The 26,583-nt window shown below is 40.1% G+C and carries 38 protein-coding genes and 1 riboswitch; of the genes, 36 read left to right on the forward strand and 2 right to left on the reverse strand.

Going from position 1 to position 26,583, the window contains the following annotated elements; genetic code table 11:
- The first annotated feature begins 62 nt into the window (after window positions 1-62).
- On the forward strand, window positions 63-1,250 hold the full coding sequence (gene tuf, locus MKX78_RS00690) for an elongation factor Tu (RefSeq protein WP_307317031.1): 1,188 nt from the start codon (window positions 63-65) through the stop codon (window positions 1,248-1,250).
- A 93-nt stretch (window positions 1,251-1,343) separates the two neighbouring features.
- Here tuf and metH read toward each other — a convergent pair whose 3' ends face one another.
- Window positions 1,344-4,766 carry a methionine synthase gene (gene metH, locus MKX78_RS00695; RefSeq protein WP_341049336.1) on the reverse strand — a complete coding sequence of 1,141 codons (3,423 nt, stop codon included), beginning with the start codon at window positions 4,764-4,766 and terminating at the stop codon, window positions 1,344-1,346.
- The gene (locus MKX78_RS00700) at window positions 4,744-6,603 is read right to left on the reverse strand and encodes a bifunctional homocysteine S-methyltransferase/methylenetetrahydrofolate reductase (protein WP_341049337.1); all 1,860 of its coding nucleotides are present in this window, start codon (window positions 6,601-6,603) and stop codon (window positions 4,744-4,746) included. Before MKX78_RS00700 ends, metH begins: the two co-directional genes overlap by 23 nt.
- A gap of 106 nt (window positions 6,604-6,709) precedes the next feature.
- A riboswitch (SAM riboswitch) is annotated at window positions 6,710-6,822 on the reverse strand.
- Window positions 6,823-7,180: 358 nt separating this feature from the next.
- Here MKX78_RS00700 and rpsJ point away from each other — a divergent pair.
- The 35 genes from rpsJ to MKX78_RS00875 all read left to right on the forward strand — a co-directional run bounded on the left by rpsJ (window position 7,181) and on the right by MKX78_RS00875 (window position 26,581).
- Window positions 7,181-7,489, forward strand: coding sequence for a 30S ribosomal protein S10 (gene rpsJ, locus MKX78_RS00705; protein ID WP_003348621.1), 309 nt, complete (start codon window positions 7,181-7,183; stop codon window positions 7,487-7,489).
- A gap of 36 nt (window positions 7,490-7,525) precedes the next feature.
- Window positions 7,526-8,155: a 50S ribosomal protein L3 gene (gene rplC / locus MKX78_RS00710; RefSeq protein WP_095371223.1), complete on the forward strand. Its 630-nt coding sequence runs from the start codon at window positions 7,526-7,528 to the stop codon at window positions 8,153-8,155.
- A gap of 24 nt (window positions 8,156-8,179) precedes the next feature.
- Entirely contained in the window at window positions 8,180-8,803 is a 624-nt protein-coding gene (rplD, locus tag MKX78_RS00715; protein ID WP_095371222.1) for a 50S ribosomal protein L4, read from the forward strand.
- Window positions 8,803-9,087 (forward strand): 50S ribosomal protein L23, encoded by a 285-nt coding sequence (gene rplW / locus MKX78_RS00720; protein WP_095371221.1) that lies wholly within the window; start codon window positions 8,803-8,805, stop codon window positions 9,085-9,087. The genes rplD and rplW overlap by 1 nt, the downstream gene beginning before the upstream one ends.
- Window positions 9,088-9,115: 28 nt before the next feature.
- Window positions 9,116-9,946: a 50S ribosomal protein L2 gene (gene rplB, locus MKX78_RS00725; RefSeq protein WP_095371220.1), complete on the forward strand. Its 831-nt coding sequence runs from the start codon at window positions 9,116-9,118 to the stop codon at window positions 9,944-9,946.
- A gap of 60 nt (window positions 9,947-10,006) precedes the next feature.
- Entirely contained in the window at window positions 10,007-10,285 is a 279-nt protein-coding gene (rpsS, locus tag MKX78_RS00730) for a 30S ribosomal protein S19 (protein WP_095371219.1), read from the forward strand.
- An 18-nt stretch (window positions 10,286-10,303) separates the two neighbouring features.
- Window positions 10,304-10,645, forward strand: coding sequence for a 50S ribosomal protein L22 (gene rplV, locus MKX78_RS00735; RefSeq protein ID WP_095371218.1), 342 nt, complete (start codon window positions 10,304-10,306; stop codon window positions 10,643-10,645).
- A 3-nt stretch (window positions 10,646-10,648) separates the two neighbouring features.
- Window positions 10,649-11,305, forward strand: coding sequence for a 30S ribosomal protein S3 (gene rpsC, locus MKX78_RS00740; protein WP_095371217.1), 657 nt, complete (start codon window positions 10,649-10,651; stop codon window positions 11,303-11,305).
- Window position 11,306: 1 nt separating this feature from the next.
- Window positions 11,307-11,741: a 50S ribosomal protein L16 gene (rplP, locus tag MKX78_RS00745; RefSeq protein WP_095371216.1), complete on the forward strand. Its 435-nt coding sequence runs from the start codon at window positions 11,307-11,309 to the stop codon at window positions 11,739-11,741.
- Window positions 11,731-11,931: a 50S ribosomal protein L29 gene (rpmC, locus tag MKX78_RS00750; RefSeq protein ID WP_009336588.1), complete on the forward strand. Its 201-nt coding sequence runs from the start codon at window positions 11,731-11,733 to the stop codon at window positions 11,929-11,931. Before rplP ends, rpmC begins: the two co-directional genes overlap by 11 nt.
- Window positions 11,932-11,952: 21 nt before the next feature.
- Window positions 11,953-12,216 carry a 30S ribosomal protein S17 gene (gene rpsQ / locus MKX78_RS00755; RefSeq protein WP_095371215.1) on the forward strand — a complete coding sequence of 88 codons (264 nt, stop codon included), beginning with the start codon at window positions 11,953-11,955 and terminating at the stop codon, window positions 12,214-12,216.
- A 41-nt stretch (window positions 12,217-12,257) separates the two neighbouring features.
- Window positions 12,258-12,626, forward strand: coding sequence for a 50S ribosomal protein L14 (gene rplN / locus MKX78_RS00760; protein ID WP_095371214.1), 369 nt, complete (start codon window positions 12,258-12,260; stop codon window positions 12,624-12,626).
- 36 nt (window positions 12,627-12,662) lie between these two features.
- Window positions 12,663-12,974, forward strand: a complete 312-nt coding sequence (gene rplX / locus MKX78_RS00765) for a 50S ribosomal protein L24 (protein WP_095371213.1) — start codon at window positions 12,663-12,665, stop codon at window positions 12,972-12,974.
- Between the two features lie 26 nt (window positions 12,975-13,000).
- Window positions 13,001-13,540 carry a 50S ribosomal protein L5 gene (rplE, locus tag MKX78_RS00770; protein WP_095371212.1) on the forward strand — a complete coding sequence of 180 codons (540 nt, stop codon included), beginning with the start codon at window positions 13,001-13,003 and terminating at the stop codon, window positions 13,538-13,540.
- 25 nt (window positions 13,541-13,565) lie between these two features.
- A complete protein-coding gene (gene rpsN, locus MKX78_RS00775) occupies window positions 13,566-13,751 on the forward strand; it encodes a 30S ribosomal protein S14 (RefSeq protein ID WP_009499044.1) in 186 nt (61 codons plus the stop codon).
- Window positions 13,752-13,780: 29 nt separating this feature from the next.
- Window positions 13,781-14,179: a 30S ribosomal protein S8 gene (gene rpsH / locus MKX78_RS00780; protein ID WP_095371211.1), complete on the forward strand. Its 399-nt coding sequence runs from the start codon at window positions 13,781-13,783 to the stop codon at window positions 14,177-14,179.
- 31 nt (window positions 14,180-14,210) lie between these two features.
- Entirely contained in the window at window positions 14,211-14,750 is a 540-nt protein-coding gene (gene rplF / locus MKX78_RS00785; RefSeq protein ID WP_095371210.1) for a 50S ribosomal protein L6, read from the forward strand.
- A 32-nt stretch (window positions 14,751-14,782) separates the two neighbouring features.
- Window positions 14,783-15,145: a 50S ribosomal protein L18 gene (rplR, locus tag MKX78_RS00790; RefSeq protein ID WP_095371209.1), complete on the forward strand. Its 363-nt coding sequence runs from the start codon at window positions 14,783-14,785 to the stop codon at window positions 15,143-15,145.
- A gap of 23 nt (window positions 15,146-15,168) precedes the next feature.
- On the forward strand, window positions 15,169-15,669 hold the full coding sequence (gene rpsE, locus MKX78_RS00795; RefSeq protein WP_095371208.1) for a 30S ribosomal protein S5: 501 nt from the start codon (window positions 15,169-15,171) through the stop codon (window positions 15,667-15,669).
- Between the two features lie 13 nt (window positions 15,670-15,682).
- A complete protein-coding gene (gene rpmD / locus MKX78_RS00800; RefSeq protein WP_095371207.1) occupies window positions 15,683-15,865 on the forward strand; it encodes a 50S ribosomal protein L30 in 183 nt (60 codons plus the stop codon).
- Between the two features lie 34 nt (window positions 15,866-15,899).
- Window positions 15,900-16,340 carry a 50S ribosomal protein L15 gene (gene rplO / locus MKX78_RS00805; RefSeq protein ID WP_095371206.1) on the forward strand — a complete coding sequence of 147 codons (441 nt, stop codon included), beginning with the start codon at window positions 15,900-15,902 and terminating at the stop codon, window positions 16,338-16,340.
- Entirely contained in the window at window positions 16,340-17,635 is a 1,296-nt protein-coding gene (gene secY / locus MKX78_RS00810) for a preprotein translocase subunit SecY (RefSeq protein WP_095371205.1), read from the forward strand. Before rplO ends, secY begins: the two co-directional genes overlap by 1 nt.
- 56 nt (window positions 17,636-17,691) lie before the next feature.
- On the forward strand, window positions 17,692-18,342 hold the full coding sequence (locus MKX78_RS00815; RefSeq protein WP_095371204.1) for an adenylate kinase: 651 nt from the start codon (window positions 17,692-17,694) through the stop codon (window positions 18,340-18,342).
- Window positions 18,342-19,088, forward strand: a complete 747-nt coding sequence (gene map / locus MKX78_RS00820; protein ID WP_251163144.1) for a type I methionyl aminopeptidase — start codon at window positions 18,342-18,344, stop codon at window positions 19,086-19,088. Before MKX78_RS00815 ends, map begins: the two co-directional genes overlap by 1 nt.
- 296 nt (window positions 19,089-19,384) lie before the next feature.
- Complete coding sequence (gene infA, locus MKX78_RS00825) at window positions 19,385-19,603, forward strand: translation initiation factor IF-1 (RefSeq protein WP_095371202.1); 219 nt, start codon at window positions 19,385-19,387, stop codon at window positions 19,601-19,603.
- Window positions 19,604-19,638: 35 nt separating this feature from the next.
- On the forward strand, window positions 19,639-19,752 hold the full coding sequence (gene rpmJ / locus MKX78_RS00830; protein ID WP_003156543.1) for a 50S ribosomal protein L36: 114 nt from the start codon (window positions 19,639-19,641) through the stop codon (window positions 19,750-19,752).
- 21 nt (window positions 19,753-19,773) lie between these two features.
- On the forward strand, window positions 19,774-20,139 hold the full coding sequence (rpsM, locus tag MKX78_RS00835) for a 30S ribosomal protein S13 (RefSeq protein WP_095371201.1): 366 nt from the start codon (window positions 19,774-19,776) through the stop codon (window positions 20,137-20,139).
- Between the two features lie 22 nt (window positions 20,140-20,161).
- On the forward strand, window positions 20,162-20,551 hold the full coding sequence (gene rpsK, locus MKX78_RS00840; protein WP_095371200.1) for a 30S ribosomal protein S11: 390 nt from the start codon (window positions 20,162-20,164) through the stop codon (window positions 20,549-20,551).
- Between the two features lie 170 nt (window positions 20,552-20,721).
- Window positions 20,722-21,666 carry a DNA-directed RNA polymerase subunit alpha gene (locus tag MKX78_RS00845; protein ID WP_095371199.1) on the forward strand — a complete coding sequence of 315 codons (945 nt, stop codon included), beginning with the start codon at window positions 20,722-20,724 and terminating at the stop codon, window positions 21,664-21,666.
- A gap of 52 nt (window positions 21,667-21,718) precedes the next feature.
- Window positions 21,719-22,081, forward strand: coding sequence for a 50S ribosomal protein L17 (gene rplQ / locus MKX78_RS00850; protein WP_095371198.1), 363 nt, complete (start codon window positions 21,719-21,721; stop codon window positions 22,079-22,081).
- Window positions 22,082-22,706: 625 nt separating this feature from the next.
- Window positions 22,707-23,345, forward strand: a complete 639-nt coding sequence (locus MKX78_RS00855) for a hypothetical protein (protein WP_341049340.1) — start codon at window positions 22,707-22,709, stop codon at window positions 23,343-23,345.
- A gap of 177 nt (window positions 23,346-23,522) precedes the next feature.
- A complete protein-coding gene (locus MKX78_RS00860; RefSeq protein WP_307316990.1) occupies window positions 23,523-23,693 on the forward strand; it encodes a hypothetical protein in 171 nt (56 codons plus the stop codon).
- A gap of 409 nt (window positions 23,694-24,102) precedes the next feature.
- Entirely contained in the window at window positions 24,103-24,942 is an 840-nt protein-coding gene (locus tag MKX78_RS00865) for an energy-coupling factor ABC transporter ATP-binding protein (RefSeq protein WP_307317062.1), read from the forward strand.
- Complete coding sequence (locus MKX78_RS00870) at window positions 24,918-25,784, forward strand: energy-coupling factor ABC transporter ATP-binding protein (protein WP_341049343.1); 867 nt, start codon at window positions 24,918-24,920, stop codon at window positions 25,782-25,784. Before MKX78_RS00865 ends, MKX78_RS00870 begins: the two co-directional genes overlap by 25 nt.
- Window positions 25,784-26,581 (forward strand): energy-coupling factor transporter transmembrane component T family protein, encoded by a 798-nt coding sequence (locus MKX78_RS00875; RefSeq protein ID WP_095371194.1) that lies wholly within the window; start codon window positions 25,784-25,786, stop codon window positions 26,579-26,581. Before MKX78_RS00870 ends, MKX78_RS00875 begins: the two co-directional genes overlap by 1 nt.
- The last annotated feature ends 2 nt before the right edge of the window (window positions 26,582-26,583 follow it).

Genomic DNA, 26,583 nt, shown 5'->3' on the forward strand with positions numbered 1-26,583 from the left:
TAGCCACCGACCAATGTCAATCAAATACTTAATTTATTTAAATTTAAAGGAGGATTTTCCTAATGGCTAAAGAAAAATTTGACCGTTCAAAACCCCATGTTAACATCGGAACTATCGGACACGTTGACCATGGTAAAACTACATTAACAGCAGCAATCACAACTGTACTTGCGAAAGCAGGCGGCGGTGAAGCTCGTGGATATGACCAAATCGATGCTGCTCCAGAAGAAAGAGAGCGTGGTATCACAATCTCTACTGCACACGTTGAGTACGAAACTGAAAACCGTCACTATGCACACGTTGACTGCCCAGGTCACGCTGACTATGTTAAAAACATGATCACTGGTGCTGCACAAATGGACGGCGGTATCCTAGTAGTATCTGCTGCTGATGGCCCAATGCCACAAACTCGTGAGCACATCCTTCTTTCTCGTCAAGTAGGTGTACCTTACCTTGTTGTATTCATGAACAAATGTGACATGGTAGACGACGAAGAATTACTTGAATTAGTAGAAATGGAAGTTCGTGACCTTCTTTCTGAATATGAATTCCCTGGTGACGATATTCCTGTAATCAAAGGTTCTGCGCTTAAAGCTCTTGAAGGAGATGCTGCGTGGGAAGAAAAAATCATTGAATTAATGGCTGCAGTTGATGAGTATATCCCAACTCCAACTCGTGACACTGAAAAACCATTCATGATGCCAGTTGAGGATGTATTCTCAATCACTGGTCGTGGTACTGTTGCTACAGGTCGTGTTGAGCGTGGACAAGTTAAAGTCGGTGATACTATTGAAATCATCGGTCTTGCTGAAGAACCAAAATCAACTACTGTAACAGGTGTTGAAATGTTCCGTAAGCTTCTTGATTATGCTGAAGCAGGAGATAACATTGGTGCTCTTCTTCGTGGTGTTGCACGTGAAGATATCCAACGTGGTCAAGTATTAGCTAAACCATCTTCAATTACTCCACACGTAAAATTCAAAGCTGAAGTTTACGTTTTATCTAAAGAAGAAGGTGGACGTCACACTCCATTCTTCACAAACTACCGTCCTCAGTTCTACTTCCGTACAACTGATGTAACTGGTATTTGTAACCTTCCTGAAGGTGTAGAAATGGTTATGCCTGGAGATAACATCGAAATGAACGTTGAACTTATCTCTCCAATCGCTATCGAAGAAGGTACTAAATTCTCTATCCGTGAGGGTGGACGTACTGTAGGCGCTGGCGTAGTTGCTACAATCGTTGAGTAATAAATTTTGATTATGATATTTGAAGGGGACGCCTTTCATAGAAAAAGCAGTCGGGACGCCGGCTGCTTTTTCTTTATGCTTTTTCTACATCAATCATGAAGAGGAGTGTACATTAAAGTATCTTGCTTCGGGGTGTGAAAACACCATAGCTGTAACAGATGCTTCAGGTTCCATCATATAACCTTCTGTTAATTCGATCTCAATATCCTCTGGTTGTATAAGACGGAATAACTTCGCTTGATCTTCTAAATTTGGACAGGCTGGATAACCGAATGAAAATCGTTGTCCTTGATATTTAGCCGCAAAACGCTCCTCCATCGTCATTGTTGGGTGATCTGGAAAACCCCATTTATCCCTAATCTGTCTGTGAATATACTCAGCCAGCCCTTCAGCTGTTTCTAACGCAATTGCTTGCAATGCGTGACTTTCTAGAAATCTGCCTTCCTCTTTTAATTGTGTAGCTGCTTGTCGTATTCCCTTTCCTGCTGTTACAGCAAAAAAACATACGTAGTCTGTTTGCTTTTCTCTTAGATAATCAGCAAGACAAAGATTTTTTCCTTTTTCTTGTCTAGGGAATGCAAACTTTTCAATAGGAAGATCGTCTTTATTCATTATAATGATATTATTTCCATTGGCATTTGCTTTAAAAAATTGGTAAGTAGCTTTTGGTTGTATCCAGTTATTTTTAATTATTTCATGGATCAGTGAGTCTAACAGGATATTCACCTTTTCTAGTTTTTCATTAGTGAGCTCCCTTTTTTGATTTTTAACCCCAAGATGATATAGCAGCATTTTACGGTTAATATATGGTTCTATATGGTGGAAAGAGAGATTTGTAATTAAATGTCTCTTTAAGTCTTGCGGTTGAAAAATAGGAGCTTCTTGAACGGTTTTCACTCCAACGGCTGGTTCGGAATATTTTTTTATCAATTGGGCTTCTTCTTTGGTAGTTTGTGCTGTTCTCGAGATTTGTGCTTGAAATAATTCACTATAGCGACTTGGTTCTCGGATTTCATTTGCTAAACTCAGACCGGTCATTGCATCTTTTGCATATAAGACGAGTCCTTTGTAGTTAGGGGCGATTTTATTATTCGTAAATTTTCGAGATAAGGCAGCTCCCCCCACCATAATGGGGGTTTGTATATGGGCATCCTGTAAGTCCTTTGCTGTTAATGCCATTTGTTGTGCTGACTTTACGAGTAAGCCAGAGAGTCCAATGATGTCGGGTTTTTCCTCTCTAATGGCTGCGATAAGTTCAGCAGAAGAGACTTTAATTCCAAGATCAATGGTTTCAAATCCATTGTTAGAGAGAATAATATCGACAAGATTCTTACCGATATCATGGACATCACCTTTGACGGTTGCGAGTAAAACTTTCCCCTTACTTGTAGATGTTTGTTTATCATTCTCCATATAAGGTTCTAAAAACGCGACTGATGCTTTCATTACTTCTGCACTTTGTAAGACTTCTGCAACAATTAATTGATTATCATTAAATAATCTACCTACTTCTGCCATACCATTCATTAATGGTCCGTTGATAATATCTAATGGATTTGGGTATTTCGCTAATGCTCTTTCTAAATCTGGGAGAAGGCCTTCTTTTGTTCCTTCTATTATATAGCTTGATAAACGTTCTTCTAATGATAGTAAATGGGTTTCTATCCTTTTTTCCTTCTTCTTATCACGATAAAAGTCAGTAAAATCAGCTAAAATGCTATCGCTGGTTTGAAAAAGAAGCTTTTCTGCTAATTCGACTTCATTTTTAGGGATGCTTGGGAAACGCTCTAGCTTTTCTGTATTGACGATTGCATAGTCTAGCCCGGCTTTCGTGCAATGAAAGAGGAAGACGGAATTTAAAATTTCTCTCCCCACACTCGGAAGACCAAAGGACACATTACTAATGCCTAAAATCGTTTTCGCCTCCGGTAGAGCTTCTTTAATAAGTTTAATACCAAGTACAGTTTCTTTAGCAGAACCAATATATTGTTCATCTCCAGTGCCGACAGGAAATACGAGGGGGTCGAAGATAATATCCTCTGGAGGTACTTGATACTGCTCAACGAGGATGTGATAGGCCCGTTTAGCTATGACTAGCTTGTTTTCAGCTGTGATGGCCATGCCTTCCTCATCAATGGTACCGACAACAATGGCTGCTCCGTACTGATGGATAAGCTTTGCAGCAAAGGCGAATCGGTCCTCACCATCTTCTAAGTTAATCGAATTGATTATAGCTTTACCTTGAGAGTAGGTAAGAGCTTTGGCGATTACTTCATCATCAGTTGAATCAATGACTAGGGGAACTTTGATTTTTTTCGTTACTTCAGCTAAAAAATGGTCCATATCTTCTATCTCATTACGATCAGGGTCAGCAAGGCATATATCAATGACGCTTGCTCCTTTTTTAACTTGGGCTCTAGCAATTTCCGATGCTTCCTCATACTTTCCTTCATTAATCAACCGTTTGAATTTCTTTGAGCCAATGACATTTGTCCGCTCACCAACCATAATCGGTCTAATAGATTCATCATAGGTAAGGGGTTCAATACCTGATAGTTTATGCTGTCTCTTTTTAGTAATGGGACGGGGTGGTACATGGGCTAATGCTTGACTGATTGCTGTGATGTGCGCTGGTGTGGTACCGCAACAACCACCAACGATATTCACCCAGCCCTGTGTGGCAAAATCCAAAAGCTTTGTAGATAGAGATTCTGCTGTTTCGTGATAACAACCGTCTTCATCTGGTAAGCCTGCATTAGGATAACAGCTAACCCCAGTTGAAGAGAGTTGTGCTAGAGAGCGAATATGCTCTTGCATAAATTCCGGTCCAGTTGCGCAGTTGAGTCCAACAGCTATTGGTTTCATGTGCTCTATTGAAATGTAAAACGCTTCGATGTTTTGCCCTGCCAAAGTGGTGCCCATCGGTTCTATTGTCCCTGATACCATTATAGGGAGTTCTTTCTTTGTGTGATGAAAGGCTTCTTTAATCCCTAGGAAAGCAGCTTTTACATTAAGGAGATCTTGGCTTGTTTCTATTAATAATAAATCTACACCACCGTCAATGAGTCCTATGGCTTGTGTACGATAATCCATGACTAATTGTTTAAAAGTTGTTCCACCGGTAACGCTTAATGTCTTAGTAGTTGGTCCCATAGATCCTGCTACATATCGCGGATGATTAGGCTTGTCGTATTTATGCGCTGCTTTTATAGCGATTTCAGCCGCTCTGCGGTTTAATAATTCACTTAAATGCCCAATATTATATTCTTCTAAAACGATACGCGTCGCTCCGAATGTATTTGTTTCAATTATATCTGCCCCTGCCGAAAGATAAGCTTCATGAATTGATTGAATCAATTCAGGTCGCGTAAGTGTGAGGTGTTCATTACAACCTTCTAAATCCTCACCACCAAAGTCATCTGCAGTTAGGTGGGCTTCTTGTAGCATGGTACCCATTGCTCCATCCATGATTAAAATCTTTTCCGTCATTTGTTTAGTGATGGCTAATTTTGACATAATGATGCTCCTTCATCTGTTGATCTTTTCTTCTAATATGATTGGTCAGCTCGGTTGTAAGTTGATATCTAAGGAAGGGGGTAACAAGGTAGATGCCTTGAAAGAGTTCTAAGGCTGCATCGATCAACTCTTTTGTAATTAATAAGCCTTCTTTCTCAGCTAGAACAGGGTTAACCGCTTTAGCCATTCTGTCGCGGGTCGTTTGAGTAATCTTGATACCAGGCACTTCGTTATGAAGATACTCTGCATTTTTGCTGCTAATCAGTGGCATCATTCCGATGAAAATAGGTGCGGACAGATGCTTTGTTGCCTCATGAATCTCTAATAGTTGTGTTACTGAAAACACTGGCTGTGACACGAAATAATCAGCGCCTGCTTTTATCTTCCTTTCAAGTCGGGCAACAGCTTTGTCTAAGGATTTGACATGAGGATTAAATGCTGCCCCGACAGAAAAGACGGCATTTTCACCAAGTTCAGAACCTGAAGGGGAAATTCCTTCATTAAATTGTTTAATCATTTCTATTAATTCAAAGGAAGATAAATCAAACACAGATGAAGCGCCTGGGAAATTACCAACTCTTGCCGGATCCCCTGTAATGGCTAAAATATCATGCAACCCCAATGTATGAAGACCCATGAGATGTGATTGTAAGCCGATTAAGTTTCGATCTCTACAGGAGAGGTGGACAAGTGGTCGAACGTTTGTATCCTTTTGGATGATGTGTGCTAGGGCTTCATTTGCGATTCGTGGTGTCGCAAGAGAGTTATCTGCGAGTGTGATTGCATCAACCCCAGCATCTTTTAAGGCTCTGGCACCTTCAAAAAATTTAGCAGTTGATAGCTTCTTAGGTGGGTCTAGTTCGACGATGATGGTGCGTTTTTCTTGTACAAGTGTCTCTAACGGGGTATTGGTGCGTTCGATTGTAATTCTCTCTATTTTAGGTTTCCTTTTATTTGTTACGTGTTTTTCAATAATTGGTACAGCATGCCTAACTTCGTCTGCAAATGCTTTAATATGGCCAGGTGTCGTTCCGCAGCAACCACCAAGCAGTCGAACACCTTGCTTAAGGAAGGACTTCGCTGATTTTCTAAAATAGTCTTCACTCTCCTTATATTGAATCGTACCATCGATATAGGCCGGTAGACTCGCGTTAGGATATGCAGAGAGAAACGCGTGCTGAGGTAATTCAACGGAGGAGAGTGTCTCTAACATATGATGTGGACCTAAACGGCAGTTTACCCCGACAACATCTGCCCCTTTAGCTTCTAACCTTTTTAAGGCGTCATTAATTAACGTCCCATTTTGTAATATAGCGATTTCTTGTAAAGACACTTGGGCAATTATAGGTATATCCGTTTCTTTCCGGGCAATAGAGAGAACCGTTTCTAATTCTTCTAAATCATAATATGTTTCAAGAAGGAGCCCATCTACGCCTTCTAACAATAAGCAGTATAGCTGTTCACGAAAGTTACGTTTAATTTCATCTAGAGGAATAGAGAGGGGGTTTAATCCTCGTACACCTCCAATTGTGCCAAGCACATATGCCTGGTGCTGTTGAATACTAGATCGTGCCAGTTTTACAGCCGCGCTATTAATCTCTTTGACTGAATCCTCTAGGCCATACCGTTTCAATTTTAAATAATTCGCAGCATAGGAATTTGTTTGAATTAAATCAGCACCTGCATGGAGATAGGCTTGATGAATGTGCTGAATTTGTTCCGGTGCTGAGAGGTTTAACTCTTCAAAACATGTATCCGTACCATAAGAATAAAGAAGTGTTCCTATCGCACCGTCAGCAATTAATACTTGGTTCTTCATTTTTTCAAGGAAGTTCAAAGGTCTCACTCCTTCAATTCATATTTTGTTGAATTCAATGGATGAGAAGCCAAAGAGAAAATAAAAAAGGCCCTCAAGAAGAAGGCCTATTATTATCATAGTCATCTTCTCATCTTTCAAGCGTATAGCTTGTAGGAATTAGCACCTTTTCAATAGTGTTCACTATTGATGGTTGCTGAGGTGTCATCGGGCCTATCCCTCAACCTCTCATGATAAGAAATAAAAAATATTTTATTGACTAAAATTTACATGAATGAGTCTATGTTTGTCAAATAAAAATTTAGAAAATTTAAAAATAAGTAATTAAATAAGTGCTTTTTTAGAAAATGATGTAAAGAGGAAGATATACTTGAAAACACTATTAACAGCAGTTATAATGTTAAAAGTGTGCAGAACAGAGAGAAACGCAATCAATAGTTGCATTTGTTATGTCTTTTCTGTATAATAGACAATGTTGGTCTTTGACTGCGATGAAGTGAAAGGTTGCTGACACACCCGGCCGCTTTGCCATGGCGAGTGTGTGGGAAATTTTCACGGAGAATGTCTATATGAAAATAGGCGAAAAGGAGGGAAAATAATGGCAAAACAAAAAATTCGTATTCGTTTAAAAGCTTATGATCACAGAATTCTTGATCAATCTGCTGAAAAAATCGTTGAAACTGCAAAACGCTCTGGTGCGGCTGTATCTGGTCCAATCCCATTGCCAACTGAAAAGTCAGTTTACACAATTCTTCGTGCGGTGCATAAATATAAAGATTCTCGTGAGCAATTCGAAATGCGTACACACAAACGTTTAATCGACATCATTAATCCAACACCACAAACAGTCGATTCATTAATGCGTTTAGACTTACCATCTGGTGTTGATATCGAAATTAAACTTTAATTAATACATTAAAACAATCTAGGAGGTGTGACTGAAATGACCAAAGGAATCTTAGGAAGAAAGATTGGTATGACTCAAGTATTTGCTGAAAACGGTGATCTTATCCCGGTAACAGTGGTTGAAGCTACTCCAAACGTTGTTCTTCAAAAGAAATCAGTTGATACTGATGGATACGAAGCAATCCAAATCGGTTTTGAAGATAAACGTGAAAAGCTTTCAAACAAACCGGAAAAAGGACACGCTGCTAAAGCTGATACTACTCCTAAGCGCTTCGTTCGCGAATTACGCGGAGCTGACTTAGCTGAGTATGAAGTTGGTCAGGAAGTCAAAGTTGATATTTTCGCTGAAGGTGAAAAAATTGATGTAACAGGAATTTCAAAAGGTAAAGGTTTCCAAGGTGCAATTAAACGCCACGGACAATCTCGCGGACCAATGGCACACGGTTCACGTTACCACCGTCGCCCAGGTTCAATGGGTCCTGTTGCTCCAAACCGCGTATTTAAAGGTAAATTATTACCGGGTCGCATGGGCGGAGAACAAATCACAGTACAAAACCTTGAAATCGTAAAAGTAGATGCAGAACGCAATCTTCTATTAGTAAAAGGTAATGTACCTGGCTCTAAAAAAGCGCTTCTAAAACTAGTAAGTGCGGTTAAAGCAAAGTAATAACCCGGAAAGGAGGAAGTAAGAATGCCTAAAGTTGCATTATTAAACCAAAGTGGTTCACAAGTTGGCGATATTGAGCTGAACGACTCAATCTTTGGTATCGAGCCAAACAACCACGTGATGTTTGAAGCTGTTATTATGCAAAGAGCTTCTCTACGTCAAGGAACTCATAAAACTAAAATTCGTTCTGAAGTAGCTGGCGGAGGACGTAAACCATGGCGTCAAAAAGGCACAGGTCGTGCTCGTCAAGGTTCAATTCGTTCACCACAATGGCGCGGAGGCGGTACTGTATTTGGTCCTGTACCACGCAGCTATAGCTATAAATTACCTAAAAAAGTTCGTCGCTTAGCTATCAAATCAGCGTTATCTACTAAAGTTGCGGAAGAGAACATTCTAGTATTAGAAACACTATCTTTCGAAGCTCCAAAAACAAAAGACTTTAAAGGTCTACTTAAAGGTCTTTCTGTAGATTCTAAAGCATTAATCGTAACTGCAGACATCGATGAAAACGTAGCATTATCTGCTCGTAACATCCCTGGAGTAACAGTTGTTACTGCTAACGGAATCAGTGTATTAGACGTTTTAAATCATGATAAATTGATCATGACTAAGCAAGCGGTCGAAAAAGTAGAGGAGGTGCTTGCATAATGGATGCACGCGATATCATTAAGCGCCCCGTTATCACTGAACGTTCTACTGACATCATGGCTGACAAAAAATATACTTTTGAAGTTGATGTAAGAGCTAATAAAACTCAAGTTAAAGATGCTGTTCAAGAAATCTTTGATGTAAAAGTTGAAAAAGTGAACATCATGAACTACAAAGGTAAATTCAAGCGCATGGGTAAATTCGGTGGTTATACAAACAAACGCCGTAAAGCGATTGTTAAACTAACTGCTGACAGCAAAGAAATCGAAATCTTTGAAGCTTAATTTCTAACAAGAAGAGGAGGGAAATGAAATGGCGATTAAAAAATACAAACCTACCTCTAATGGTCGTCGCGGCATGACGGTATCTGATTTCGCAGAAATCACTACAGACAAACCAGAAAAATCTTTGCTTGCTCCAGTAAAGCGCAAAGGTGGCCGTAACAACCAAGGTAAGTTGACAGTTCGTCATCAAGGCGGCGGTCATAAACGTCAATATCGTATCATCGACTTTAAACGTGACAAAGATGGAATACCAGGTCGCGTTGCTACAGTCGAGTATGATCCAAACCGCTCAGCTAACATTGCACTAATTAATTATGTAGATGGAGAAAAGCGTTACATCCTAGCTCCTAAGACTCTTAAAGTAGGCGCAGAAGTAATGTCTGGTCCTGAAGCAGATATCAAAGTAGGTAATGCATTACCACTTACAAACATTCCTGTGGGTACTGTAATCCACAACATCGAACTTAAACCTGGTAAAGGTGGACAGTTGGTACGTTCTGCTGGAACAAGTGCACAAGTACTTGGTAAAGAAGGCAAATACGTATTAGTACGTTTAAACTCTGGTGAAGTTCGTATGATTCTTGCTACTTGCCGCGCTACTGTAGGTCAAGTTGGTAACGAACAACACGAATTGATTAACATCGGTAAAGCCGGTCGTTCTCGTTGGTTAGGTAAACGCCCAACTGTACGTGGATCTGTTATGAACCCTAACGATCACCCACACGGTGGTGGTGAAGGTAAAGCTCCTATCGGTCGTAAATCACCTATGTCTCCTTGGGGTAAACCAACTCTTGGATACAAAACACGTAAGAAAAACAATCAATCTGATAAATTTATCGTACGTCGTCGTAAAAAATAACGGGATTGAACTACGGTTCCAAAGACGGGCCGTAGAACAATCACGAAGGGAGGTTCAATCATGGGTCGCAGCTTAAAAAAAGGACCTTTTGTTGACGAACATTTAATGACAAAGATCGAAAAGTTAAATGAAACTGATGGCAAGCAAGTAGTGAAGACTTGGTCTCGCCGTTCTACGATCTTCCCACAATTCATCGGACACACTATCGCAGTGTATGATGGTCGCAAACATGTGCCTGTTTATGTTACTGAAGATATGGTAGGCCACAAGCTTGGAGAATTTGCTCCAACACGTGCATACAAAGGCCATGGTAATGATGATAAGAAAACAAGACGTTAATGAGAGGAGGGCATTATAATGCAAGCTAAAGCTGTTGCAAGAACAGTTCGTATTGCTCCTCGTAAAGCTCGTTTAGTCGTAGATTTAATTCGAGGTAAGCAAGTAGGTGAAGCGGTAGCGATTTTAAATTTAACTCCAAAAGCTGCTTCTCCAATCGTAGAAAAAGTATTAAAATCTGCACTAGCTAACGCAGAGCACAACTACGAAATGGATGTTAATAACCTAGTAGTTGAGCAAGCATTTGTTGACGAAGGACCAACTTTAAAACGTTTCCGTCCACGCGCACAAGGTCGTGCTAGCGCAATCAACAAACGCACAAGTCACATCACAATCGTTGTATCAGAAAAGAAGGAGGGATAATCTGTGGGTCAAAAAGTAAATCCAGTCGGTTTGCGTATCGGTGTCATCCGTGATTGGGAGTCAAAATGGTACGCAGGTAAAGACTACGCTGATCTTTTACACGAAGACCTGAAAGTTCGTGAGTACATCACAAAACGCTTAAGCGATGCATCTGTTTCTAAAGTAGAAATCGAACGTGCAGCTAATCGCTTAAATATCACAGTCCATACTGCAAAACCAGGAATGGTTATCGGTAAAGGTGGTACTGAGGTAGAGGCGTTGCGTAAAGCACTTAACGCACTTACTGGCAAACGTGTTCACATCAATATTCTTGAAATCAAAAAAGCTGACATCGACGCGAAATTAGTAGCGGAAAACATTGCTCGTCAATTGGAAAACCGTGTATCATTCCGTCGTGCTCAAAAACAAACTATTCAACGTGCTATGCGCGCAGGAGCTAAAGGTATCAAAACAATGGTATCTGGACGTCTTGGCGGTGCTGATATCGCTCGTTCTGAATCTTATAGCGAAGGAACTGTACCACTTCATACTCTTCGTGCTGACATTGATTATGCTACAGCAGAAGCAGATACGACTTACGGTAAGTTAGGCGTAAAAGTATGGATCTATCGTGGAGAGGTGCTTCCTACAAAGAAGAATAATGGGGAAGGAGGCAAATAATATGCTATTGCCAAAACGCGTAAAATATCGTCGTGTACACCGTGGAAAAATGCGCGGTCAAGCAAAAGGTGGTACTGAAGTAACATTCGGTGAATATGGTCTACAAGCTCAAGATGCTTCTTGGATCACTAACCGTCAAATCGAATCTGCCCGTATTGCAATGACTCGTTACATGAAACGTGGCGGTAAAGTTTGGATTAAAATATTCCCGCATAAGCCATACACTGCTAAGCCTCTTGAAGTCCGAATGGGTTCTGGTAAGGGTGCTCCTGAAGGATGGGTTGCAGTTGTTAAGCCTGGTAAAGTAATGTTCGAAATTGCAGGTGTATCTGAAGAGATCGCTCGTGAAGCTCTACGTCTTGCAGCACACAAACTTCCAGTTAAATGTAAGTTTGTAAAACGAGAAGAAATTGGTGGTGAATCAAATGAAAGCTAATGAAATTCGTGACCTTACCACTGCCGAAATAGAACAAAAAGTTAAATCATTAAAAGAAGAGCTTTTTAATCTACGCTTTCAATTGGCGACTGGACAACTGGAAAACACAGCTCGCATCCGTGAAGTGCGTAAAGCAATTGCTCGTATGAAAACTGTTATCCGTGAAAGAGAAATTGGTTTTAGCAAGTGATATTGAGAGGAGGTTCGCACAATGAGTGAACGTAACCAACGCAAAGTATACTCTGGACGCGTTGTTTCAGACAAAATGGATAAAACTGTTACTGTTTTAGTCGAAACATACAAAAAGCATCCATTATACGGCAAACGCGTAAAGTACTCTAAAAAGTTTAAAGCTCATGATGAGCAAAATGAAGCAAAAATCGGCGATATCGTTCGTATCATGGAAACTCGCCCATTATCTGCGACTAAACGCTTCCGTCTAGTTGAAGTTGTTGAGAAAGCAGTTATTATCTAATTGTTCGGAAATATGTTTGATCCCGAAGGGAGGTTACACAGATGATTCAACAAGAATCACGTTTAAAAGTTGCTGATAACTCTGGTGCTCGTGAAGTACTTACAATTAAAGTTTTAGGTGGTTCAGGCCGTAAAACTGCCAACATCGGTGATGTAATTGTTTGCACAGTGAAACAAGCAACACCAGGTGGCGTTGTTAAAAAAGGTGATGTTGTTAAAGCTGTTGTCGTTCGTACAAAGAGCGGCGTTCGTCGTAAAGATGGCACATACATCCGTTTTGATGAAAACGCATGTGTAATTATTCGTGACGATAAAGGTCCTCGTGGTACACGTATCTTTGGACCAGTTGCTCGTGAACTACGCGAGAACAACTTCATGAAAATCGTATCATTAGCTCCAGAAGTACTATAAAAATTAAACAAAATGCCTTTAAGGAGGTGCACACAGATGCATGTAAAAAAAGGTGATAAAGTAATGGTCATCTCTGGTAAGGATAAAGGCAAATCAGGCGTTATTCTTGCTGCTTACCCAAAACAAGAACGCGTTCTTGTAGAAGGTGTTAATATCGTAAAGAAACACGCTAAACCATCTAACTTGAATCCTCAAGGTGGAATCCTTAGCCAAGAAGCACCTATTCATGTATCAAACGTTATGCCGGTTGACCCTAAATCTGGTGAACCAACTCGCGTAGGCTATCAAACGGTTGATGGGAAAAAAGTGCGTGTAGCAAAAAAATCAGGTGAATCTTTAGATAAATAGATCAATGAAGAAGGGAGGTACAATCGATGAACCGCCTAAAAGAAAAACATGTAAAAGAAATTACTCCTGCTCTTGTGAGCAAGTTTAACTATAAATCAGTAATGCAAGTACCAAAACTTGAAAAAATCGTTATCAACATGGGTGTGGGTGATGCTGTGCAAAACTCTAAAGCATTAGATAATGCTGTTGAGGAATTAACACAAATCGCAGGTCAAAAACCTGTTATCACTCGCGCGAAAAAATCAATCGCTGGCTTCCGTTTACGTGAAGGTATGCCAATCGGAGCGAAAGTTACTTTACGTGGAGAACGCATGTACGAATTCTTCGATAAATTAGTATCTGTTTCTCTTCCACGTGTACGTGACTTCCGTGGTATTTCTAAAAAGTCTTTCGACGGACGCGGAAACTACACACTTGGTATTAAAGAGCAATTGATCTTCCCTGAGATCGATTACGATAAAGTAAGCAAAGTTCGTGGTATGGATATCGTTATCGTAACAACTGCCAATACTGATGAAGAAGCTCGTGAACTTTTAACACAATTTGGAATGCCATTCCAAAAGTAATCGTTAATTAGAGGGAGGCGAAAACGTGGCTAAAAAGTCAATGATTGCGAAACAAAAGCGCACGCCTAAATACAAGGTACAAGAATATACACGTTGCGAACGTTGTGGACGTCCACATTCTGTATACCGTAAATTTAAGCTTTGCCGTATTTGTTTCCGTGAATTAGCATATAAAGGACAAATTCCTGGCGTTAAAAAAGCTAGCTGGTAAACCCAAAGTTAGGGAAGGAGGTAAAAACAATGGTCATGACAGATCCAATTGCAGATTTGCTAACTCGCATCCGTAATGCGAACATGGTTCGTCACGAAAAATTAGAAGTTCCTGCTTCTAATATTAAAAAAGAAGTTGCTGAAATCCTTAAGCGTGAAGGCTTCGTACGTGATGTAGAGTTTATCGAAGATAACAAGCAAGGCATTATCCGCATTTTCTTAAAATACGGTGCAAAAAATGAACGTGTAATCACAGGCTTAAAACGTATCAGTAAACCTGGTCTTCGTGTTTATGCTAAAGCTGATGAGGTACCACGCGTTCTTAACGGTCTTGGTATCGCACTCGTTTCTACTTCTCAAGGCGTTCTTACAGACAAAGAAGCTCGCGCGAAACAAGTAGGCGGAGAAGTACTAGCGTACGTTTGGTAATATAGTTTCAGAAAGAATGGAGGTGCAATAAATGTCCCGTATAGGTAAAAAACCAATTGAAATCCCTAGTGGAGTAACAGTAACGCTTGATGAAAATCATCACGTTATCGTAAAGGGTCCTAAAGGTGAGCTTTCTCACACTTTTAATAAAGATATCGCAATTAACATCGAAGAGAACGTAATCAACATCGTGCGTCCTTCTGATCAAAAAGAGCACCGTGCGCTTCATGGTACAACTCGTGCATTGATCGCTAACATGGTTGAAGGTGTATCTAAAGGCTTCGAAAAAGGCTTAGAACTTATCGGTGTCGGTTACCGTGCCCAAAAACAAGGTAAAAAGCTTGTATTGAACGTTGGATACTCTCACCCAGTTGAAATCGAACCTGAAGAAGGTATCGAAATCGAAGTACCAGCTAATACGAAAGTAGTAGTAAAAGGTGCAAGTAAAGAACGTGTAGGCGCTTTAGCGGCTAACATTCGTGACGTTCGTCCTCCAGAACCTTACAAAGGAAAAGGTATTAGGTATGAAGGAGAATATGTTCGTCGTAAAGAAGGTAAAACAGGTAAGTAATGCTGCATAGCTAAACGAAAGGAGTGACCGAAATGATTACGAAGGCTGATAAAAATGCAGTGCGTAAGAAAAGACACGCTCGCGTAAGATCTAAACTTTCTGGCACTGCGGCTCGTCCTCGTCTAAATGTGTATCGCTCAAATAAACACATTTATGCACAATTAATTGACGATGTGAACGGAGTAACTCTTGCTAGCGCGTCTACACAAGACAAAGAAGCTAGTATTGAAGCTACAGGCAACGTTGATGCGGCTGTTAAAGTCGGCGAATTAATCGCTAAACGTGCGGAAGCAAAAGGATTGAAATCAATCGTATTTGACCGTGGAGGATACTTATATCATGGTCGTGTTAAAGCGTTAGCAGATGCTGCTCGCGAAAACGGGTTAGAATTTTAATAGACAAAGGAGGGACATATAGAATGCGTCGTATTGATCCAAACAAACTTGAACTTGAAGAGCGCGTAGTTACGGTAAACCGTGTAGCTAAGGTTGTTAAAGGTGGACGTCGTTTCAGATTCTCTGCTCTTGTAGTAGTTGGAGATAAAAACGGTAACGTTGGCTTTGGTACAGGTAAAGCTCAAGAGGTACCAGAAGCTATTCGCAAAGCAATTGAAGATGCGAAGAAAAACTTAATTGAAGTTCCTATGGTTGGAACAACAATTCCTCACGAAGTAATCGGTCACTTCGGAGCTGGCGAAATTCTTCTAAAACCTGCATATGAAGGTACAGGAGTTATCGCTGGTGGACCAGTTCGTGCGGTACTAGAGTTAGCGGGTGTAGGCGATATCCTTTCTAAATCATTGGGTACAAACACACCAATTAACATGGTTCGCGCAACACTAGATGGTCTACAACAATTAAAACGTGCTGAAGACGTAGCTAAGTTACGTGGTTTATCAGTAGAAGAACTGTTAGGATAAGGAGGGAAATCAAATGGCGAATAAACTAGAAGTTACCCTCACTCGCAGTGTGATTGGTCGCCCTGAGGACCAACGCCAAACAGTCACAGCTCTTGGATTACGCAAAATGCACCAAACAGTTGAGCACCAAGACAATCCTGCCATCCGTGGTATGATTAATAAAGTTGCTCATCTTGTAACGGTAACTGAAAAATAATTTTCGATCTTCTACAAAATAAGGAGGTGCCAACATGAAACTTCATGAATTAAAACCTGCAGAAGGTTCACGTCAAGAACGTAAACGCAAAGGTCGCGGTATTGGTTCAGGTAACGGTAAAACTGCTGGTAAGGGACATAAAGGTCAAAATGCTCGTTCTGGCGGCGGCGTACGTCCTGGATTCGAAGGTGGTCAAACACCTTTATTCAGACGCTTACCAAAACGCGGATTCACTAACATTAACCGTAAAGAATATGCGGTAGTTAATCTTGACGCACTTAATCGTTTTGAAGATGGAGCGGAAGTTACTCCAGAGCTTCTTATTGAAACGGGTGTTGTAAGTAACGAAAAAGCAGGAATTAAAGTTCTTGCTAAAGGCAACGTAGAGAAAAAGCTTACAGTTAAAGCTCATAAATTCTCTGCTGCGGCTAAAGAAGCAATCGAAGCTGCCGGCGGTAAAGCCGAGGTGATCTAATGCTTCAGACAATCTCCAATTTTATGCGCGTGGGTGACATAAGAAGAAAGATCATTTTCACCCTATTAATGTTAATTGTATTTCGCATCGGCACATTTATCCCCGTTCCAGGGGTGAATGCACAAATTTTACAATCACAGGATCAAATGAGTGTATTTGGTGTCTTGAATGTATTTGGTGGCGGTGCGTTATTAAACTTCTCAATTCTTGCGATGGGAATCATGCCGTATATTACAGCATCAATCATTGTTCAGTTACTACAAATGGACGTTGTGCCGAAATTTACGGAATGGGCTAAGCAAGGTGAGGCAGGTCGTCGTAAACTAGCTCAGTTTACACGATACTTTACTATCGTGCTTGGTTTTATCCAAGCTCTTGGTATGTCTTATGGGTTTAATAATCTTGCTGGTGGCATGTTAATTGAAAATACGGGTATTGGCTCTTATTTATTAATTGCTACAGTATTAACTGCAGGAACTGCTTTTTTAATGTGGTTAGGGGAGCAAATTACGGAAAAAGGTGTTGGTAATGGTATTTCTATTATTATCTTCGCTGGAATCGTTGCCGGTATTCCTTCCATCGCTAACCAAATTTATGCGCAGCAAATTGAAGGTGCTGGAGATCAATTATTCCTACGTATCGTAACCCTTGTACTTATCGTGCTTGCGGTTATTGCTATTGTAGTTGGAACAATCTTTATCCAACAGGCATTAAGAAAAATTCCAGTACAATATGCAAAACGTGCATCAGCAGGTAAGACGCCAGTAGGTGTTCAAAACACTCATTTACCTTTAAAAGTAAATGCTGCAGGTGTTATCCCTGTTATCTTTGCGATTTCATTTATCATTACACCACGAACGATTGCAGGCTTTTTTGAATCGAATAGTGTAACGAGTTGGATCCAGAAGATATTTGATTATACTGAGCCAATTGGTATGGTCATCTATGCTGCATTAATAATTGCTTTCACATATTTCTATGCATTCATTCAAGTAAACCCAGAGAAAGTCTCTGAGAACTTGAAGAATCAAGGTGGTTATGTACCGGGCATCCGTCCTGGTAAAAACACGCAGGAATATTTAACTAAAGTCTTATATCGTTTAACTTTTGTTGGTGCTCTTTTCTTAACAGCGATTGCAATCATTCCAATGTTCTTCATTAATGTTGCAGGGCTACCAGAAACTGCTCAAATCGGTGGAACGAGCTTACTAATCGTGATTGGTGTTGCTCTTGATACTTACAAACAGTTAGAGTCTCAGCTAGTTAAACGTCATTATAAAGGTTTTATCAAATAGAAAGGTTTAAGGGGACGATTGTTCCCTCAAACCTAATAGAATAGGGGGGAATTCACTTGAATCTTGTATTAATGGGGCTCCCTGGTGCCGGTAAAGGTACACAAGCAGAAAGAATTGTTGAAAAGTACGGTATTCCGCATATCTCTACTGGAGACATGTTCCGTGCAGCGATCAAAGAAGAAACTGCTCTAGGTTTAGAAGCAAAGTCTTTTATGGATAAAGGTGAACTTGTGCCAGACGAAGTAACAATTGGTATTGTTAGAGAACGTCTTGGTAAACCCGATTGCGAAAAAGGTTTTCTTTTAGATGGTTTCCCTAGAACCGTTGCTCAAGCGGATGCTTTAGAAAATATTCTTTCTGATCTATCAAGAAAAATTGATTACGTTATTAACATTGATGTAGATCAAGAGATTTTGATGGAAAGGCTAACTGGCCGCAGAATATGTAAATCTTGTGGGGCAACATATCATCTTGTATTTAATCCTCCAACTAAAGAGGGCGAATGTGACCGCTGTGGTGGAGAATTATATCAACGTGAAGATGATAATGAAGCAACTGTTAAAAATAGACTTGACGTAAACATTAAGCAAACAAAACCTTTGCTTGATTTCTATGAAAATAAAGGCTATTTACGTAACATTAACGGTCAACAAGAAATTGGTAAAGTATTTACTGATCTAGATAGTCTTTTAAGAGGCTTACAATAATGATCATAAGCAAAACTCAACGTGAAATCGATATTATGCGAGAAGCTGGTAGAATTGTCGCTTTAACACATGAGGAATTACAAAAGCATATCACTCCGGGAATAACGACAAGAGAATTAGATCGTCTTGCTGAGGCTTTTATTCTCAAATGTGGGGCCGTCCCATCTTTTAAAGGATATAACGGTTTTCCAGGTAGTATATGTACATCTGTGAACGAAAAGCTAGTTCACGGGATTCCTGATGATAACAGCTTAAACGATGGTGATATCATCAGTATTGATATAGGTGCAAAATATAACGGTTATCACGGTGATTCTGCCTGGACCTACGCAGTAGGGGCAATTGATGAACAATCAAAAGCATTGCTTGAAGTTACTGAGCAGTCATTATATGAAGGCTTAAAACAAGCAAAGCCAGGTGTACGCTTATCGAACATCTCTCATGCAATCCAAACATATGCGGAAAGCAAAGGCTTTTCCATTGTACGAGAATATGTCGGACATGGGGTAGGGCAAGACTTACATGAGGAACCACAGATTCCACATTTTGGTCCCCCGAATAAAGGGCCTCTATTAAAACCAGGTATGGTATTAGCTATCGAACCGATGGTAAATATCGGTAGTAGATATGTATCAACGCTATCAGATCAATGGACAGTCGTAACAGTCGATGGTAAGCGTTGTGCCCATTTCGAACATACAATAGCCATTACTGAAACTGGTTATGAAATACTTACTGTAAAATAACAGTAGGCTTTTCTAAAATACTCCGTTTCTAACTCATTTTTCTTTTTACTATAAGGAGACGTCAAACTCTTTTTATGTTATAATCAGAAGGTTGTTGTGTATATGTTTAAAATCATTTGTTTTGAGTAAGATGATTATTAGCTCATAAAGCTTGCATTGATTACGCGACCTATGAGATTATGTATCGGAATGTCCGAATGTGTTATTCTGCGAACCTTTTAGCAAAGAATATCTACATGCTTGGGAAAGCATTTGATGTATTTCGTATATGATTTTATGGAAGGGAGACTTGTTTAGTGGCGAAAGATGATGTAATTGAAGTAGAAGGCACTGTCATAGACACTTTGCCAAATGCAATGTTTAAGGTAGAATTAGAAAACGGTCATACAGTTTTAGCTCATGTTTCCGGTAAAATCCGCATGCACTTCATTCGTATTTTACCAGGGGATAAAGTAACAGTTGAGCTTTCTCCTTATGACTTAACTCGCGGAAGAATCACTTATCGTTTTAAATAATCATTGCACTCCGTACTACTAAGGAGGTTAGGATAATGAAAGTAAGACCATCAGTTAAACCGATCTGCGAAAAGTGCAAAGTCATCCGCAGAAAAGGTAAAGTAATGGTTATCTGTGAAAACCCTAAACATAAACAAAAACAAGGCTAATTTGAAGGAGGTGCGCATATAGTGGCACGTATTGCAGGTGTAGATGTACCACGTGAAAAACGTGTAGTAATCTCATTAACTTATATCTATGGTATTGGTAAAACAACTGCTCAAAAAGTTCTAGCAGAAGCTGGTGTAAACGAGAATACTCGTGTACGCGATCTTACTGAAGATGAATTAAACAAAATTCGTGAGCAAATCGATTCATTAAAAGTTGAAGGTGACCTTCGTCGTGAAGTATCACTTAACATCAAACGTCTAATGGAAATCGGATCCTACCGCGGTCTTCGTCACCGTCGTGGCTTACCTGTTCGCGGACAAAATACTAAAAACAATGCTCGTACACGTAAAGGTCCTCGTAAGACTGTAGCGAACAAAAAGAAATAATCGGTAAAGGAGGGTTCTTAAAATGGCTCGTAAAACTAATACACGTAAACGTCGTGTCAAAAAGAATATTGAAAGCGGAATTGCACATATTCGTTCAACATTCAATAATACAATCGTAACTATCACTGATTCTCATGGTAATGCTCTTTCTTGGTCAAGTGCTGGTGCGCTAGGATTCAGAGGTTCTCGTAAATCGACTCCTTTCGCTGCGCAAATGGCTGCTGAAACAGCTGCGAAAGCATCTATGGAACATGGTATGAAAACTTTAGAAGTAACAGTTAAAGGACCTGGTGCAGGTCGTGAAGCTGCTATTCGTGCATTACAAGCTGCTGGTCTAGAAGTTACTGCTATCAGAGACGTTACTCCAGTACCACATAACGGATGTCGTCCACCAAAACGCCGCCGTGTATAATTAATCTGTATAAACTTTTGAATCCCTGTCTATAATGGGATATGATACAAAGTAAATGAATTATACAGTATTTATTATTCCAGTTGTTGTGCACAAAACGGGAACGTATACATGGGGGAATTTCGGTTAATAAACCGGGGTTTCGACGTTTTGAAGGAGGGTGTATTTTGATGATCGAAATAGAAAAACCAAAAATCGAAACGGTTGAGATCAGCGATGATGCTAAGTATGGTAAGTTCGTCGTAGAACCACTTGAGCGTGGATATGGAACAACTTTGGGTAACTCCTTACGTCGTATCCTATTATCCTCACTCCCAGGTGCCGCTGTCACTTCGATCCAAATTGATGGGGTACTTCATGAGTTCTCAACAATTGAAGGCGTCGTAGAAGATGTAACATCTATCATTTTAAACATTAAAAAGCTCGCATTGAAAATCTATTCTGATGAAGAAAAAACATTAGAAATTGACGTTCAAAGCGAAGGTGTAGTTACTGCTGCAGATGTAACACATGATAGTGATGTAGAGATTCTTAATCCGGATCTTCATATTGCTACTCTTGGTTCAAATGGTCATTTGCATATGCGTCTAACTGCTAAACGTGGTCGTGGTTATACACCAGCTGTTCAAAACAAAAAAGAAGATCAACCAATCGGTGTAATTCCTATTGATTCTATTTATACGCCAGTTTCACGCGTACAATATCAAGTTGAGAATACTCGTGTTGGTCAATTGAGTAATTTTGATAAATTGACTTTTGATGTTTGGACTGACGGAAGTACTGGCCCTCAAGATGCAGTTGCACTTGGAGCGAAGATCTTAACTGAGCATTTGAATATCTTTGTTGGTTTAACTGATGAAGCTCAAAATGCTGAAATTATGGTTGAAAAAGAAGAAGACCAAAAAGAAAAAGTCCTTGAAATGACAATTGAAGAACTAGATTTATCTGTTCGTTCATACAACTGCTTAAAACGTGCAGGCATTAACACTGTTCAGGAGTTAGCTAATAAAACTGAAGAGGATATGATGAAAGTACGTAACTTAGGTAGGAAGTCTCTAGAGGAAGTAAAACATAAACTAGAAGAGCTTGGATTAGGTTTGCGTAAAGACGACTGATTGTCTTTTGAAATCTAGCCTTTAATGACTTCAACAAAGGAGGGAAACTTTCATGGGATACAGAAAGTTAGGACGCACTAGCGCTCAACGTAAAGCGATGCTACGTGACTTATCAACAGATTTAATCATCAATGAGCGTATTGAAACAACTGAAGCTCGTGCTAAAGAACTTCGTTCAGTAGTTGAAAAATTGATCACTCTTGGTAAACGTGGAGATCTTCACGCTCGTCGCCAAGCAGCTGCATATGTTCGTCATGAAGTAGCTGATGCTGAGAAAAACCAAGATGCTGTTCAAAAATTGTTCAGTGATATTGCTCCTCGTTATGAAGAGCGTCAAGGTGGTTACACTCGTATTATGAAAATCGGTCCTCGTCGTGGCGACGCAGCACCAATGGTAATCATCGAATTAGTATAATAAACGTATCTTCTTAGATTAGGATAACCTAACCTTTGGGATTCATGTGCAGATTGAGGGCGCCTGAATGGTTTCATTGGAACTTATTCAATGCCCTCTTTCTTTAAATAGGGATACCCCTAAAGCCAATGAGCAAAACCATTTTGAGTGTTACGATGGACATCCGTAATATTGAGGTGTTACGTCTAGCTCTTTGCATCTTCATCCATTTGCTTTACTCGTCCATACAGGAATGCCTGTATTACTAGGATGAGGATGCAGGCTTTTTTAAAAACAACCATTGCCAAGGCAATTATTAATGAGCCTTTGTTATGGAGATAGTTGCAGATAGGATAGAACTCCATATACATAGTAGCTCGCCATCAATAATGGCGGCTTTTTTATTATATAAAGAGAAATGTTTGTTTTGCCCCTAAGTTTTAGTTAATAGAATTTTTGTAACTCCTTATTCAATAGCATAATTAGTGGCAGAGTACGTGGGTATGGATGGTCGGTGCGCATACAGGTAAGGGAAAAAAGAAGAATTACTTATATACGTGAAAACGCGTAAAAGATATGGGGAAAGTGAAGAACTGCATGCACAGGGTGAAAGCGCGCAAAAGGTAGGAAAGAAAGGCAAAGAATTGTGCGTAAAGGGTGGAAACGCGCAAAAGGTAGGAAAGAAAGGCAAAGAATTGCGCGCGTAAAGGGTGAAAGCGCGCAAAAGGTAGTAAAGAAAGCTAAGGAATTGCGCGTAAAGGGTGAAAGCGCGCAAAAGGTAGTAAAGAAAGCTAAGGAATTGCGCGTAAAGGGTGAAAGCGCGCAAAAGGTAGGAAAGAAAGCTAAGGAATTGCGCGTAAACGATGGAAACGCGCAAAAAGTAGTAAAGAAAGCTAAGGAATTGCGCGTAAAGGGTGAAAGCGCGCAAAAAGTAGTAAAGAAAGCTAAGGAATTGCGCGTAAAGGGTGAAAGCGCGCAAAAGGTAGTAAAGAAAGCTAAGGAATTGCGCGTAAACGATGGAAACGCGCAAAAAGTAGTAAAGAAAGCTAAGGAATTGCGCGTAAAGGGTGAAAGCGCGCAAAAAGTAGTAAAGAAAGCTAAGGAATTGCGCGTAAAGGGTGAAAGCGCGCAAAAAGTAGTAAAGAAAGCTAAGGAATTGCGCGTAAAGGGTGAAAGCGCGCAAAAAGTAGTAAAGAAAGCTAAGGAACTGCGCGTAAAGGGTGAAAGCGCGCAAAAAGTAGTAAAGAAAGCTAAGGAACTGCGCGTAAAGGGTGAAAGCGCGTAAAAAGTAGTAAAGAAAGCTAAGGAACTGCGCGTAAACGATGGAAACGCGCAAAAAGTAGTAAAGAAAGACTAAGAACTGCGCGTAAACGATGGAAACGCGCAAAAAGTAGTAAAGAAAGCTAAGAAACTGCGCGTAAACGATGGAAACGCGCAAAAAGTAGTAAAGAAAGCTAAAGAATTGCGCGTAAATGATGGAATCACGCAAAAGGTAGTAAAGAAAACCAAGGAATTGCGTGTAAAGGTTGAAATCGCGCAAAAGGTGGCAAAGAAAACCAAGGAATTACGCGTAAACATTGGAATTGCGCAAAAACTAGTAAAGAAGCAAGACTTGTGCATAAAGAATCATTAAACGCATGAACCATTCTGAATGCAAGCCAGTGATATTAGTACGATTAAGAATTGGTTTTCTATCACTTCAGAGCCGTGACCTATTGATAGCATTGAAGAATAGCGATGAAGTGAGTCAGAAGAAAGAGTGAAGTATAAGAGCAACTAAGACGCTGTCATCGTCTTAACGGGCTTGCCAATTGCTCAGGTTTCAATCACTTCTGAGTGATTACCTTTTGACAAGCAGAGAAGAAAAATAGCTCTATGATGCCTGTCAAAAGAAAGAACGAAGTATAAGAGCAACTAGGTCTCTGTCGTCGCCTTAAAGGCTTGCCAATCGCACAGTTTTCTAATAAAATTTAGACGTTAGATTTTTAGGTTTGTTTTTAGTAGAGTTGAGAGCAGCAGAGGTTGGAGAGGAGTAGATGAGTATGAAGAATTCCCTCGTGCAGATAAGGAATCTTTCTTTTAAATATGATGAGAATGCGGATTATGCGTTGAAAGATGTGACGTTTGATATATATGAAGGGGAATGGTTGGCGATTGTTGGTCATAATGGATCAGGGAAGTCAACGATGGCTAAGCTTTTAAATGGCTTGAATTTCCCCAAGGAAGGCAGTATTACGGTAGATGGTTTGCTGCTATCAGAAGAAACGGTTTGGGACATACGAGATAAAATTGGGATGGTTTTTCAAAATCCCGATAACCAGTTTGTTGGTACGACTGTACAGGATGATGTGGCTTTTGGTTTAGAAAATCACGGCATCGAGAGAGAAGAAATGATTAAGCGTGTCCATGACGCGCTGGAGAGTGTGAAAATGGAACAGTTTCTTGATCAAGAGCCGCACCATTTATCAGGTGGCCAAAAGCAGCGTGTGGCCATTGCAGGGGTTCTAGCGCTTAGGCCAAATATCATTGTCTTGGACGAAGCGACCTCTATGTTAGACCCGCGTGGTCGTGAAGAGGTGTTAGAGACGATTAGGCAGTTAAAAGCATCGCAAGAAATGACTGTTATTTCCATCACACATGATTTAGAAGAAGCAGCAAAGGCTGATCGCATGATTGTGATGAATAAAGGACAGCTTTATCGGGAAGGTAGTCCGGAAGATATTTTCCAATTAGATGAAGAGTTGATTTCGTTAGGACTCGATATTCCATTCCCTGTGAAAATGAGCAAAATGTTAAAAGGCTTAAATATCCCAGTATCTAAGCATCATTTATCTGAAGAAGAATTGGTGGAAGAATTATGGACATCGCACTCAAAAATGTAGAATATCGCTATCAGGTCAATACGCCGTTTGAAAGATTAGCGATTCAAGATGTGTCTATAGATATTCCATCAGGCACATTTCTCGCTTTAATAGGACATACTGGTTCTGGGAAATCGACCGTCCTACAACATTTAAATGCATTACTGAAACCTACAGCGGGCGAAGTTGTTATTGGTGAGAGAACGATTACTTCTGAGAAGAAACAGAAAGGCTTAAAAGCGATACGCCAAAAAGTAGCGATTGTGTTTCAATTTCCTGAGCATCAACTATTTGAAGAAACTGTAGAGAAGGATATTTGTTTTGGTCCGATGAATTTCGGTGTGAATGAAGAAGAAGCAAAAAGGCGAGCGCATGAAGCAATTAAACAAGTGGGCCTAGATGAGTCGATTTTACAAAAATCGCCGTTCGATCTTTCTGGTGGACAAATGCGCCGAGTTGCCATTGCTGGTGTATTAGCGATGCATCCTGATGTCATTGTGCTTGATGAACCAACAGCTGGCTTAGATCCTCGTGGGCGTAAAGAAATTATGGATATGTTTTATCAGCTTCATAAAGAGCGGAATTTATCTACGATTCTTGTAACGCATAGTATGGAGGATGCCTCACGCTATGCGGATAAGATTGCTATTATGCATAAAGGTGAAGTCTATAGAGTGGGCACACCACTCGAGATTTTCTCTGACCCGGAGCAATTGATAAAAATGGGCTTAGACGTACCAGAGGTTGTGAAGTTCCAGCAAAAGCTAGAGAAAACATTCGGCTATAAGTTTGCTAAAACATGCTTAACAATAGAGGAAATCAGTCAAGAAATGCCTCGCTTTTTAAAGAGAGGTGAAGCCTAATGATGGAAAAAATGATTTTTGGACGCTATGTTCCAGCTGATTCAGTGATTCACCGAATGGACCCGCGTTCCAAACTCATTATCGTTCTTTTATTCGTATGTGTTGTTTTTATCGCTAATAATGCGATTACGTATGGTGCCCTTGTTGTCTATACCTTATTAATGCTAGCGATGTCGAAAGTGCCGATGCGCTTTGTATTTGGCGGCTTAAAACTCGTCTTCATTTTGATTATTTTTACGTTCTTGATGCATATCTTTTTAACAAGAGAAGGACCGATTATTTTTGAATTAGGATGGTTTAAAGTTTACGAGGAAGGCTTGAGACAAGGGATATTTATCTCTTTACGCTTTTTCCTATTAATCTTAATCACATCGATCCTAACGTTAACAACAGCCCCTATTGCGATTACAGACGGTTTAGAGAGTTTGTTAGGCCCACTTAAGAAGTTGAAGTTTCCGGTGCATGAGCTCGCTCTAATGATGTCTATCGCCTTAAGGTTTATTCCGACGCTCATGGAGGAAACAGATAAGATTATGAAGGCACAATCAGCAAGAGGCGTGGAGTTCTCTTCAGGCCCTGTAAAAGACCGTGTGATGGCGATTATTCCACTACTGATTCCGCTGTTTGTGAGTTCATTTAAACGAGCAGAGGAGCTTGCCACAGCAATGGAGGCTCGTGGTTATCGTGGAGGCGATGGACGGACAAGGTATCGTAAGCTTGTGTGGAGCGGTATTGATACCTTGATGTTGTTATTGCTTTTGGCTTTAACGATATTGTTAATTATATTTAGAACATAAAG

Origin of the sequence: Cytobacillus sp. FSL R5-0569, assembly GCF_038007265.1 — a bacterium.
In the GTDB taxonomy this organism is placed as follows: domain Bacteria; phylum Bacillota; class Bacilli; order Bacillales; family Cytobacillaceae; genus Cytobacillus; species Cytobacillus kochii.